The sequence below is a fragment of the Rathayibacter rhapontici genome (assembly GCF_001995175.1).
GTDB lineage: Bacteria > Actinomycetota > Actinomycetes > Actinomycetales > Microbacteriaceae > Rathayibacter.
Genome location: NZ_MUKN01000010.1, coordinates 40,322 through 52,378 on the forward strand (window position 1 = coordinate 40,322; position 12,057 = coordinate 52,378).

A 12,057-nucleotide genomic window follows, 5' to 3' on the forward strand; every position below is an offset into this window, starting at 1 on the left:
AGGCTCACGCGATGTACACGCCGTCGACCCGCCGCGGGACGCCCAGCGGGTTGCCCTCGCGCAGGGCGAGCGGCAGCAGGCGCTCCGGAGCGTCCTGGAACGCGACCGGGCGCTGGAAGCGGCGGACCGCCGTCGCTCCGACCGAGGTGTGCTGCGAGGTGGTCGCCGGCCACGGCCCTCCGTGCTGCTGCGCCCACGAGACGGCGACGCCCGTCGCCAGCCGGCGAAGAGCACCCGGCCGCTGCGGTCGACGAGCGCGGCGAGCACGTCGTCGACGTCGTCGTCGGACTCGGAGTGGAGGGTCGCGGTGAGCGAGCCCTCGAGTCCGTCGAGAGCGGCGAGCAGGTCGTCGCGCTCGCCGTAGCGCACGAGCAGCGTGGCCGGGCCGAAGACCTCGGCGCCGAGCACCTCGTGCTGCTCGACGAACACGGCGCTGTCGACGGCGTAGACGCCGGGGCTGCCGGCGCCGGAGGAGGCGAGCAGCGTCTGCACGCCCTCGACCCCGGCCAGCGCGGTCGAGCCCTGGACGAATCCGTCGGCGATCGATCCGGTCAGCATGGTCGCGGCCGGCGCGGTGACGGCCGAGGGCAGGGCCCGCTCGAGAGCGGAGCCCTCCGGCACGAAGACGATGCCCGGCTTGGTGCAGAACTGGCCGGCCCCGAGCGTGAAGGAGCCCGCGAGCCCTGCGGCGAGCTCGCCTCCGCGCGCCGCGTCGGCGGCGGCGGTCACGACGACCGGGTTCGCGCTGCCCAGCTCGCCGAAGAACGGGATCGGAGCGGGTCGCGCGGCGGCCCGGTCGGCCAGCGCGCGGCCCCCGCGGACGGATCCCGTGAACGCGGCGGCGGTGATGCCGGGGTGCTCGACGAGGTCGATCCCCTCCTGGTACCCCTCGACCATGCCGAAGAGCCCGGTCGGAGCGCCCGCGGCGGCGAGCGCCTCCGTGACGATCGCGGCCGTGCGGAGCGACGTGCGCGGGTGGCCCGGGTGCGCCTTCACCACGACGGGGCAGCCGACGGCGAGGGCCGACGCGGTGTCGCCGCCCGCCACCGAGAAGGCGAACGGGAAGTTCGACGCGGCGTACACCGCGACCGGGCCCAGCGGCACGAGCACCCGCCGGAGGTCGGGACGGGGCGGGGTGGTCGTGGCGTCGGCGTGGTCGACGACGGCCTCGAGGTACGAGCCCTCCTGCACGACGGACGCGAACAGCCGCAGCTGCGCGGTGGTGCGGGCGACCTCTCCGGGCAGGCGCGGCGAGCCCAGGTGGGTCTCGGCGTCGGCCAGGGCGACGAGCTCGGCCGAGGCGGCGTCGAGGGCGTCGGCGACGGCGACGAGCCAGCCCGCGCGCTCGGCGTCCGAGGCGCGGCGGGCCGCGGGGGCCGCGGCGACGGCCGCCCGGACGGCGGAGTCCACGGCGCTCACGCGACCATCTCCCGCGCGGTCTCGAGCAGCCCGGAGAGCACCGACAGCTGCGCCGGCGACGGATCCACGAGGGGCGCGCGCACGGATCCGGCGTCGATCCCGCCGAGCCGCACGCCCGCCTTGATCAGCGAGACGGCGAACCCCGGTGTGGTGTCGCGCAGCTGGATCAGCGGAGTGTAGAAGCCGTCGAGCAGGCGGCGCTGCACGGCGACGTCGCCGTCGCGGTAGGCGGCGTAGAAGGCGAGCGCGATGTCCGGCGCCATCGCGAAGACGGCGGAGGAGTAGAGCGGCACGCCGATGGCGCGGTACGCGGCCTGGCTGGCCTCGGCCGTGAGCAGTCCGTTGAAGAACTGCACGTCCTCGCGGCCGACGCGGGCGGCCAGGTTCACGAACTGCTGGGCGAGCGCGATGTCGCCGACCCCGTCCTTGATGCCGACGAGGGTCGGCAGGGCGAGCAGGCGCTCGGCGGTGCGGAGGCTGAAGGCCGCGGTGCCGCGGTGGTAGGCGATCAGCGGCAGCGCGGTGGACGCGGCGAGCTGCTCGACGTAGCGCGCGATGCCCTCCTGCGGCCCGCGCACCAGGTACGGCGGCAGGATCAGCAGGCCGTCGACGCCGCTCTCCTCGGCCGCTTGGATGCAGGCGCGGGCGTGGCCGAGCGGACCGCCGACTCCGGCGATCACCGGCACGCGACCGGCGGTGGCCTCGACTCCGGTGCGCACGGTCGTGGCGTACTCGTCGATGCCGAGAGCGTGGAACTCGCCCGTCCCGCAGGCGATGAAGACGCCGCCGGCTCCGGCCGAGACTCCTCCGCCCACGTGCGCGGCCAGCGCCTCGACGTCGACGCGGTCGTGCTCGTCGAACGGGGTGACGGGGAAGAAGAGGACGCCGTCCAGAGCGCGGACGCCCCCGGGTGCCTCGGTGGTCGCGTCGGTCATCGGGGTGCTCCTCGTGAGGGTGGTCATCAGAACCTCGGCAGGGTGGGGTCGTAGGTGGGATCGATGCGGCGCATATAGCCGGTGTCGTCGCGGCGGCTGCGTCCGGACTCGAGGAAGACGCGGTGCTGGCGCTCGAGCGCCTCCTCGTCGAGCTCGACACCGAGGCCGGGGCCCCTGGGCACGACGATGTCGCCGTCGACGATCTCGAGGGCTCCGGGCCGGACGATGTCGTCGCCCCGGTTCCACGGGTAGTGGGTGTCGCAGGCGTAGCTGAGCTCGGGGCTCGCCGCGGCGACGTGCGTCATGGCCGCGAGGGAGATGCCCAGGTGCGAGTTCGAGTGCATCGACATCCCGATGCCGAACGTCTCGCAGATCGCGCCGAGCTCGCGGGTGTGCCGCAGTCCGCCCCAGTAGTGGTGGTCCGAGAGCACGATCTGCACCGCGCCCTTCGCCACCGCCTCGGGGATGTGCTCGAACGCGACGACGCACATGTTGGTCGCGAGCGGGAGGCCGGCGCCCGGAGCGACCGCGGCCATGCCGTCGATGCCGAGGACCGGGTCCTCGAAGTACTCGAGCACGTCGCGCAGCTCGTCGCGACGTGGAGGGCGGTCTCGACGGTCCACGCGCCGTTCGGGTCGATGCGGAGCGGGTAGCCGGGGAACGCCTCGGCGAGCGCGCGGATCGCGGCGATCTCCTGCTCCGGGGCGAAGACGCCCGCCTTGAGCTTGATCGAGCGGAAGCCGTAGCGGTCGATCAGCTGCCGGGCCTGGCGGACGATGCCGTCGGGGTCGAGCGCCTCGCCCCACTCGTCGGCCGGGACGTCGCTCCCGCCGTCGAGATCGGGATGCGCGGCCCACTTGTAGAAGAGGTACGCGCTGTAGGGCACGCGGTCGCGCGCCGCTCCGCCCAGGAGATCGACGACGGGCAGGCCGACGAGGTGCCCCTGCGCGTCGTGGCAGGCCACCTCGACGATCGAGAAGACGGTGCGCTGCTCGCGCCGGGCCAGGTCCCGCTCGTCGTGCAGCAGCGCGGCGCTGATCGCGCGCTCGATGCCCACGAGGTCGAAGACGCTGCGGCCGATGACGGCGGAGCGCACGCGCTGGAGCCGGTCGAGGACGACCGCTCCGCCCGTGCCCTCGCCGAGGCCGATCACTCCGCCGTCGACGACGAGCTGGAGGATCGTGCGCAGCGCGAGCGGCTCGTGCACGCCGTCGGAGTTGAGCAGCGGAGGATCGCGGAAGGCGATGGGGGTGATGAGGAGATCGCGGATGATCACGGCGGACTAGCCCTTCGTTGCGCCGGAGGTGATGCCACGGATCAGCGACTTCTGCATGAGCAGGTAGATGACCAGGCTGGGGAGGAGTGCGAGGAGCGCGCCGACCAGGAGGACGCCCGTGCCGACCTGCGCATCGACGCGCAGGATGCTCAGGGCCACGGTGAGCGTGTAGTCGTCCGGGGAGTCGGCGGCGATGAGCGGGAGCAGGTACTGGTCCCAGATCATCATGAAGCCGAAGATCGTCACGACGCCGAGCACCGGCGTGCACAGCGGCAGGATGATCTGCCACAGCATCCGGAGCTCGCCGATGCCGTCCAGGCGGGCGGCCTCCTCGATCTCGTCGGGGATCTCCTTCATGAACTCGGTCATGAGCAGGATCGAGAAGCCCCAGACGGCGACCGGGAGGATCACGCCGAACGGAGTGCCGCGGAGGCTGATGCCCAGCAGCGGCACGTCGCCGATGACCTGCGAGAGCGGCACGGCGATGACCTCCTCCGGCAGCATCATCGTGAGCAGGAACAGCAGCAGCACGAACGACTGACCGCGGAAGCGGTGCCGGGCCAGCGCGTACGCGGCGAGGATCGACACGGCGATCTGCAGCACCAGCCCGCCGCCGACGATGACGAGCGAGTTGAGGAAGTAGCCCCACACGCCCTTCTCGGTCGCGACGCGGAACGGCTCGAGCGAGGGCGCGGCCGGGAACAGGCTGAGGCTCGTGGAGTCGGCGTTGGAGTCGAAGGCGCCCGACAGGATCGTGACGAACGGCACGGCGAAGATCACGACGATCAGCGCGCAGAGCGCGAAGCGGACGACGTTCGAGACGGAGAAGCCGGGGCGCCAGCCGATCGCGCTGTCGAACTGCGTGTTCTGCGCGGTGCTGCGTGCGCGGCGCGGCGAGAGGGCGGTCATGCGGACGCCTTCCGGTTCGAGAGGGTGCGGACCACGACGGTGAGCACGAGGGTGGCGACGAGGAGGAGGACGGAGGCGGCCGAGGCGACGCCGAGGTCGTTCGCCTGGAAGCCGAGCGAGTAGACCCGGGTCATCCAGACCTCGGTGCTGCCGGCCGGGCCGCCGCCGGTGAGCACGTACACCTCGGTGAAGGTGCGCAGGCTCCGGATGGCCGCGAGGGTGAGGACCACCGAGACGGCGGGACGCAGCGCCGGCAGCACGATGAAGCGCAGGCGCTGGCGCACGCTCACCCCGTCGAGGGCGGCGGACTCGTAGAGGGTGCGGTCGATGCCGGTGAGCCCCGCCAGGATGATGACCATGTTGTAGGGGGCGCCGGTCCAGATCCCGACGACCGCGATGTAGCCCAGCGCCGTGGACGGATCGCTGAGGAACTGCTGCGGCGGGACTCCGAGGAGCCCCAGGGCCTGGTTGAGGAAGCCCGACTCGGTCGGGAAGTAGAGGATGCGCCAGATCTCGCCGACGACCGCGAGGGCCGTGACGACCGGGAGGAAGACGGCGGTGCGGACGAACCACAGGCGGCGGGCCTGGCCCTCGAGCAGGAGGGCGAGCACCGCGCCGAAGACGAGGGCCCCGAGTGTCTGCACGAGGCCGAGCACCACGGTGTGGCCCAGCGCGTCGCGGAAGCGGCTGTCCGAGAGCACGCGGACGTAGTTGTCGGCGCCGACGAAGACGTCGCCGAGGAACGGCTGCACCTTGACGGTGCTCATCCGGAAGCCCTCGATCATCGGATAGAACTTGAACACCAGGCCCAGCAGCAGGCCCGGCGCCAGGAACGCCCAGGGGATCAGCCACCGGGCGGTCCAGGGGCGGCGGCGGGCCGCGGGCCGCCCGGCCCGGGAGCGCTGAGGCTCCCGAGCGGGCGGTCCTGCGACCGCGCCGGTGACGAGGGGGGCTGTCACTTCACGAGGTCCTGGGCCTCGAGCTGCGCCTGGAACTGCTCGTCGATGGTGGCGAGGCCAGCGGGGATGTCGCTGTCGCAGTCCGCGACCATCGCGTTCATGTTGTCGGCGAGGATCTGGCGGAACGCGGTGAAGTCGATGTTCCACGGGAACGTCTTGGAGTCGTTCGCGTAGTCCTCGGCCACGATGCTCCACCGGTCGTCGCCGGTCACCGCGGCGACGTCGACCTGGTCGTTGACGGGGAGGCGGACGACCGGCTGGGAGGTGACTCCGGCCGCGTTCGTCTCGATCTTCATCGCGATCTCCTGCGCCTCGGGCGTGATCAGGAACTCGGCCAGCTGCTTCTGCAGGTCCGCCTTCTCGGAGCTGGCGCCGAAGTAGATGTTCTCGCCCTCGGCGAAGGTGGTGCTGCCCTCGGGTCCGGACGGCATCGGGATCACCTCGACGTTCTCGGCGCCCACCGCGGCGTCGAACGAGCTGATGTTGTAGGGGCCGGTGAGGTAGATGCCGGCGGTGCCCTGCGCGAAGAACGGGGTCTCGGCGGTGGTCAGGTTCACCGAGCCGGGGACGATGTTCCCGGGGGTGCAGAACTGGTCGCGGATGAAGGTCATCGCCTCCTCGGCCTCGGGGGAGTCGATGACGGAGGCGTAGGTGCCCTCGCCGTCCTCCTCGAGGATGTCGGCGCCGGCCTGCCAGAGGTAGGAGTTGCCCCAGCGGGCGATGTAGCCGTTCTTGGCGCTGCCGGGGACGACCATGCCGTAGGTGTCGGCCTGTCCGTTGCCGTCGGGGTCCTGCGTCGCGAAGGCGTTCGCGAGCGCCGAGAGCTCGTCCCACGTGGTGGGGATCTCCAGGCCCAGCTTCTCGCGCCAGTCCTTCCGGATGATCGTGACGTTGGCCTGACGCGACCACGGCACTCCGTAGGTCGCGCCGTCCAGGCCCACGTTCTGCTCCCAGGTCTCGTCGGCGATGTCGCCCTGGCCCTCGATCGAGTCGCGCTCGATCGGGAGGATCAGGCCCTGCGCCACGTAGGTGCCGAGCGAGGACGCGTCGTTGATCAGCACGTCGGGGAGGTCCTTCTGCGAGGCGCGGGCCTGCAGCTGGGTGTCGAACTCGACGACGGGCTGGTAGTCGATCTCGACGCCCGTCTTCTCGGTGAAGGCGTCGAACACCATCTGGTAGGAGGCGGCGGCCTCGGCTGCGCTGCGGGTCCAGACCTCGAGGCTCTGCTCGCCCTCTGCGGCGTCGTCGGCGGGCTCGCTCGAGCAGCCGGCCACGGAGGCGACCAGGCCGGCCGCGAGGACCGCCCCGACGAGCCGCCGCGTTCGCATGGTGTTCTTCATCGAATCTCCATTCGCATATGCAAACCGTTCACATCCTTGTGAATGCGAGTGGTAGCGTATGTACACATCGACGACGCTGTCAATGCGGAGCGGACACCGCTCCCCGATCGAGACCAGGGAGTCTGGCGCTTGCCGAACCGCATCCTCCTCACCGGCGCCGCGGGTGCCGCCGCCACGGGAATCCGGCCGCTGCTCGCCGCCCGCGGCCACCGCGTCGTGCTGCTCGACATCGCTCCCGTGCCCGGGCCTCTCGCTCCGACCGAGACCGCGGTGCGGGGCAGCATCACCGACGCCGCGGTCCTCGACGCGGCCCTCGACGGCGTCGACCTCGTCGTCCACCTCGGCGGGTTCTCCCGCGAGCGGCCGTGGTCCGACATCGCCGAGGTCAACATCGGCGGCACGCAGCTCCTGCTCGAGCGGACGCGCCTCGCGGGAGTCGCGCGGGTCGTGCTCGCGAGCTCGACCCACGCCGTCGGCTTCCACCCTGTCGGCACCCCGGTCGAGGCGATGCAGCCGCGCCCCGACACGTTCTACGGAGTGTCGAAGGCCGCGATGGAGGCGCTCGGCAGCGTCTACGCCGACCGCTTCGGCACGACGGTGGTCGCCGCGCGGATCGGCACGATCGAGGAGCGGCCCAGCGGGCGGCGCTCGCTCTCGACCTGGCTCTCCTTCGCCGACTTCGTGCGGCTGATCGAGGCGACGGCGACGACCCGGCAGCGCGGCTTCCACGTGGTCTGGGCGGTCTCGGCCAACACCCGCGGCTGGTTCCCGCTCGAAGCGGGCCTCGCGATCGGGTACCGTCCCGAGGACGACGCCGAGCGCTTCGCCCCGGAGATCGAGGCGTCGGCGCAGGGGGAGCCGCCCGTGTCCCACGGACTGATCGGCGGCGCGTTCGCGGATGACGAGCATCCGCTGGGAGGAGTCTGGTGAGCGATCGCGACGAGGCGGGGGCGGCCGCCGTCCGCGCGGTGAAGTCGTCGGAGCGCACGCTCCGCCTGCTCGAGGTGCTCGCCGCGCACCCGGGGCCCCTCGCGATCACCGAGCTGCACCGGCTCACCGGCTATCCGCGCTCGAGCCTCCACCAGCTGCTGCACACCATGGCCGCGAGCGACTGGATCGCGATGACGGCCGACGGCGCGCACGCGGCGATCGGCTCCCGCGCCCTCATCGTCGGCACCTCCTACCTCGACCACGACCCCGCTCTGCCCTGGGCGGTCGCCGCCCTCGAGCGGGTCCGCACGCAGGTCGGCTACACCGCGCACTACGCCCGGCTCACCGGCTCCGACGTGCTCTACCTCGCCACCCGCGAGGCCCAGGAGTCGCGTCGCCGGACGTCCCGCGTCGGCCGGTTCCTGCCCGCCCACGCCACTGCGCTCGGCAAGGCGCTGCTCAGCGAGCGCACGAGCGTCGAGCGGGCCGAGGCCCTCGGGCAGGGCGAGCTCGTGGCGCTGACTCCGCACACGATCACCGACCGCGCGGCGCTCGAGACGCAGCTCGACGAGGTGCACGCCCGCCGCTACGCCGTGGAGCGCGAGGAGAACACCCCGGGCGTCTGCTGCATCGGAGTCCCTGTGCGGTACCGGATCCCCGCGACGGACGCGATCAGCGTCTCGATCCCGCTCGACCGCGCGGGCGACGACGAGATCGCGCACGTCGCCGAGACGGTGCGCGACATCGCCGACGAGCTCGCGACGACCCTGCAGCGCTCGGGCGTGCGATGAGTCCGCGCACCCGCTTCTGCGCCTACTCGTGGGACCTCGCCGACGACCCGGCCGCCGCCGACCGGGCGCTCGCCGCGGGGGCTTCGGGCGTCGCGATCGCGGCCGCCTACCACTCCGTCCGCGCCGCGACTCCGCTGCACCCCCGCCACCGCGTCGTCGACGCGGCGACCGCGGCCTTCTACCTGCCGGTGCGCCCGGAGGCGTGGGGGCGGCTCGTGCCCCGCTCGGCCGCGCCGTGGGCGGGCGAGGACGCGTTCGAGCGCGCCGCCGCGACGGCCCGCCGCGCAGGACTCGACGTCGAGGCGTGGGTGGTGCTGACGCACTCGTCGGCCCTCGGCGCCGCGCATCCCGAGCTCTGCGTGCGGAGCGCCGCCGGCGACGTCTACCCGTACGCGCTCTGCCCGACCCACGAGGACGTGCGCGCCTACGCGGTGTCGGTCGTGACCGAGACGGTGCTGCTCGGCGGCGTCGACACCCTCATGATCGAGGCGTGCGGGCCGCTGGGGCTCGGGCACCTCGGCCACCACGAGAAGACCGCGGGCGCCGACTGGACCCGGGTCGACGAGGACCTGCTCTCGCTGTGCTTCTGCACGGCGTGCGGAGCGTCCCTCCGCTCGCGCGGGGGCGATCCGGAGGCGCTCGCCGCGAGAGCGCTCGCCGCCGCCGGCACCGGGGCGGCCCGTGTCGAGGACGCGCTGGGGGAGGCGGCGACGCTGCTGCTGGAGGTGCGCGACCACTCCCGCCGACAGCTCACCGCCGAGGTGACGGCCGCGGCCCGGGCGGCGGGCGCGCGGCGACTGCTCTTCCACGCGCAGGCGGACCCCTGGGCGACCGGGCCGTTCGCGGCGCTCCTGGACACGCCGGGCGCGACGGCGTCGTGCTCCCGGTGACCGATCTCGCGCTCGACGGCGGGGTCCGTCCGGCGGTGGCGCCCGGTGTCCGCGTCGGCGGCTACCTGCCCGTGCTCCCGCCCGTGGATCCGGAGGCGGTGCCCGGCTGGGCGGACCGGCTGCGCGATCTCGACGACCTGTACCTCTACCACCTGGGGCTGCTGTCGCGGCGGCGGCTCGACGCGGTGGGCGAGCTGGTGGCGGGACTGCGCGCGTAGCCTGAGCACGACACGGGAGGGGTGCGGAGTGATGCAGGACCTCTCGGAGCGTGCCCGCGTCCAGCGCTGCACGCTCGTCGTCGTCGTGGTCGGGCAGGTGCTCGGCGGGGCGGGCCTGGCGGCGGGGGCGACCGTCGGCGCGCTGCTCGCGCAGGACCTCTTCGGCGGCGAGGGGCTCGCGGGCCTGTCGACGGCGCTCCTCACGCTCGGATCGGCGCTCGCCGCGTTCCTCGTCGGGCGCACGGCGCAGCGCCGCGGCCGCCGGCTCGCACTCGGCCTCGGCTTCGCCGCGGGCGGGCTCGGCGCGGTCGGCGTGGTCGTCGCGGCGGCCACCGGCAGCGCCGCCCTGCTGTTCGCCTCGCTCGTCGTCTACGGCGCGGGCAGCGCCACCAACCTCCAGGCCCGCTACGCCGCGACCGACCTCGCCCTGCCCTCGCACCGCGGCCGCGCCATCAGCACCGCGCTGGTCTCGACGACGCTCGGAGCGGTCGCCGCCCCGGCCGTCGTCGAGCCCCTCGGCGTCGTCGCGATCGGCCTCGGGCTGCCGGCGCTCGCGGGGCCGTTCCTGCTCGCGGCGGCGGCCTACCTCTCGGCGGCGCGCCCTCCTCCTGCTCCTGCGGCCCGACCCGCTCCTGCTCGCCCGCCGCCTCGGCGCGACGGCGGCGCCCGTCGCGGCGGCACCGGTGCGGCGAGGGGCGGCGCCCGTGGGGGCGACGGTGATGGTGCTCACGCAGATCGCCATGGTCGCGATCATGACGATGACCCCGGTGCACATGCTCGCCCACGATCACGACCTCGGCGACGTGGGGCTGGTCATCGGGATCCACATCGGAGCGATGTACCTGCCGTCGCTCCTCACGGGTCCGCTGGTCGACCGCGTCGGTCCCAAGGCCGTGGCGGGCGCCTCGGGGATCGTGCTCCTCGGAGCCGGAGCGATCGCCGCCCTCGCGCCGGGCGACTCCCTCGCGCTGCTGATCACCGCGCTCGCGCTGCTCGGGCTGGGCTGGAACCTCGGCTTGATCTCGGGCACCGCCCTCGTCGTCGAGGGCACCTCGCCGGCGGACCGGGCCCGCGTGCAGGGGTCGCTGGACGTGCTGGTCGCCCTGTCCGGGGCGGGCGCGGGAGCCGCCTCCGGAGCGGTCGTCGCGAGCTCGGACTTCGCGGTGCTGAGCCTGGGCGGGGGCCTGCTGGCGCTGCTGCTGATCCCGGTGCTGGTGGTGGCGCGGGTGCGGCGGAACGCGGTGTGACGGAGGCGCATCGTCCACCGAATCTGCCCGATGACGCACAATGCGGGGATGTCCACTCTTCTCGTCTCCGAAGCACGCGCACGCTTCTCCGAAGTCCTCGAGCGGTCCCGCAACGAGGCTGTCATTCTCGTGCGGCACGGGCGAGCCGAGGCGGTAGTGATCAGCCCGGAGCAGTACGAGCGGATGCGTGGCGCGCTGGAGGAGCTCGAGGACGTCAGAGCTTTCGATGAGGCGCTGACCGACGAAGGCGAGAACGTCCCCTGGACGCAGGCGACGGCCGACCTCGGCTGGGGATGAGCCGCTACCCGATCGAGTTGCGTCCTGTACCCGGTCGCGGTGTGACGCCGGGTCGATGCGATGGACTGCACTGGTGTGAGCGCGTCGAGAGCGCTGCTCGCCGGGGATCCTCGACTCGGAGCCCCTTCCCTCCGGCACACGACGCCCCTACTCTGAGCGGCGAACCCGACCTCCGGAGGCTCCCGTGTCCCTCGTCCGCGTGCACAACTTCTCGATCTCGCTCGACGGCTTCGGCGCGGGGGAGGGCCAGACGCTCGAGGCCCCCTTCGGCCACGCCGGCCACCGGCTGATGGGCTGGGCGATGGGCACCCGCACCTTCCGCGATATGGGGCTGCCCGGCGACGGGCCGGGCTCGCGCGGCGTGGACGACGCGTTCGCGAGCGCCTGGGGTGAGGGCATCGGCGCCGAGATCATGGGCCGGAACAAGTTCGGGCCCCAGCGCGGACCGTGGGAGGACGAGCAGTGGCGCGGCTGGTGGGGCGAGGATCCGGTCTTCCGCACGCCGGTCGTCGTCCTGACCCACCACCCGCGTCCGACCCTCGAGATGGCGGGCGGCACGAGCTTCCACTTCGTCGACGCCGATCCGGCGGCCGCCCTCGCGAAGGCGCGGGAGCTGGCCGGCGGCAGCGACGTGCGGATCGGCGGCGGCGTCGCGACCGTGCGGCAGTTCCTCGAGGCGGATCTGATCGACCACCTGCACATGGTGGTCGTGCCGATCGTGCTCGGCCGGGGCGAGCGCCTCTGGGACGGACTCGAGGGCCTGGAGGAGCGCTACTCGGTCGAGGCGACGCCCTCGCCGTCCGGAGTGGTGCACCTCGTCCTGACGCGGCGGCCGCGCTAGCGGGA

General features: G+C 73.3%; 11 protein-coding genes and 3 pseudogenes. 8 read left to right on the top strand and 6 right to left on the bottom strand.

Annotated features, from left to right (window positions below; genetic code table 11):
* Positions 1 to 4 precede the first annotated feature (4 nt).
* The 6 genes and pseudogenes from B0T42_RS04885 to B0T42_RS04910 form a co-directional block, all read right to left on the bottom strand.
* Positions 5 to 1,419: pseudogene (locus B0T42_RS04885) on the bottom strand (aldehyde dehydrogenase family protein).
* A complete protein-coding gene (locus B0T42_RS04890; protein ID WP_094742677.1) occupies positions 1,416 to 2,354 on the bottom strand; it encodes a 5-dehydro-4-deoxyglucarate dehydratase in 939 nt (312 codons plus the stop codon). Before B0T42_RS04890 ends, B0T42_RS04885 begins: the two are co-directional and overlap by 4 nt.
* Positions 2,355 to 2,380: 26 nt before the next feature.
* Positions 2,381 to 3,630: pseudogene (locus B0T42_RS22600) on the bottom strand (glucarate dehydratase family protein).
* Positions 3,631 to 3,636: 6 nt separating this feature from the next.
* Positions 3,637 to 4,539 (bottom strand): carbohydrate ABC transporter permease, encoded by a 903-nt coding sequence (locus tag B0T42_RS04900; RefSeq protein ID WP_077222171.1) that lies wholly within the window; start codon positions 4,537 to 4,539, stop codon positions 3,637 to 3,639.
* Entirely contained in the window at positions 4,536 to 5,498 is a 963-nt protein-coding gene (locus B0T42_RS04905; RefSeq protein ID WP_077222172.1) for a carbohydrate ABC transporter permease, read from the bottom strand. The genes B0T42_RS04900 and B0T42_RS04905 overlap by 4 nt, the downstream gene beginning before the upstream one ends.
* Positions 5,495 to 6,838 (bottom strand): sugar ABC transporter substrate-binding protein, encoded by a 1,344-nt coding sequence (locus B0T42_RS04910; protein ID WP_077222173.1) that lies wholly within the window; start codon positions 6,836 to 6,838, stop codon positions 5,495 to 5,497. The genes B0T42_RS04905 and B0T42_RS04910 overlap by 4 nt, the downstream gene beginning before the upstream one ends.
* Before the next feature lie 129 nt (positions 6,839 to 6,967).
* Here B0T42_RS04910 and B0T42_RS04915 point away from each other — a divergent pair, with 129 nt between their 5' ends.
* The 8 genes and pseudogenes from B0T42_RS04915 (at position 6,968) to B0T42_RS04940 (ending at position 12,052) form a co-directional block, all read left to right on the top strand.
* Complete coding sequence (locus B0T42_RS04915; RefSeq protein ID WP_236720122.1) at positions 6,968 to 7,768, top strand: NAD-dependent epimerase/dehydratase family protein; 801 nt, start codon at positions 6,968 to 6,970, stop codon at positions 7,766 to 7,768.
* A complete protein-coding gene (locus B0T42_RS04920) occupies positions 7,765 to 8,559 on the top strand; it encodes an IclR family transcriptional regulator (protein WP_173892300.1) in 795 nt (264 codons plus the stop codon). The genes B0T42_RS04915 and B0T42_RS04920 overlap by 4 nt, the downstream gene beginning before the upstream one ends.
* Positions 8,556 to 9,449, top strand: a complete 894-nt coding sequence (locus B0T42_RS04925; protein ID WP_236720123.1) for a hypothetical protein — start codon at positions 8,556 to 8,558, stop codon at positions 9,447 to 9,449. Before B0T42_RS04920 ends, B0T42_RS04925 begins: the two co-directional genes overlap by 4 nt.
* The gene (locus tag B0T42_RS21035; RefSeq protein WP_236720124.1) at positions 9,446 to 9,667 is read left to right on the top strand and encodes a hypothetical protein; all 222 of its coding nucleotides are present in this window, start codon (positions 9,446 to 9,448) and stop codon (positions 9,665 to 9,667) included. Before B0T42_RS04925 ends, B0T42_RS21035 begins: the two co-directional genes overlap by 4 nt.
* Positions 9,668 to 9,698: 31 nt before the next feature.
* Positions 9,699 to 10,253: pseudogene (locus B0T42_RS22240) on the top strand (MFS transporter); the annotation flags it as partial.
* 118 nt (positions 10,254 to 10,371) lie between these two features.
* The gene (locus B0T42_RS21040) at positions 10,372 to 10,914 is read left to right on the top strand and encodes an MFS transporter (protein WP_236720125.1); all 543 of its coding nucleotides are present in this window, start codon (positions 10,372 to 10,374) and stop codon (positions 10,912 to 10,914) included.
* A 48-nt stretch (positions 10,915 to 10,962) separates the two neighbouring features.
* Positions 10,963 to 11,211, top strand: a complete 249-nt coding sequence (locus B0T42_RS04935; RefSeq protein ID WP_077222200.1) for a type II toxin-antitoxin system Phd/YefM family antitoxin — start codon at positions 10,963 to 10,965, stop codon at positions 11,209 to 11,211.
* Between the two features lie 184 nt (positions 11,212 to 11,395).
* Entirely contained in the window at positions 11,396 to 12,052 is a 657-nt protein-coding gene (locus B0T42_RS04940; protein ID WP_077222176.1) for a dihydrofolate reductase family protein, read from the top strand.
* Positions 12,053 to 12,057: the final 5 nt, after the last annotated feature.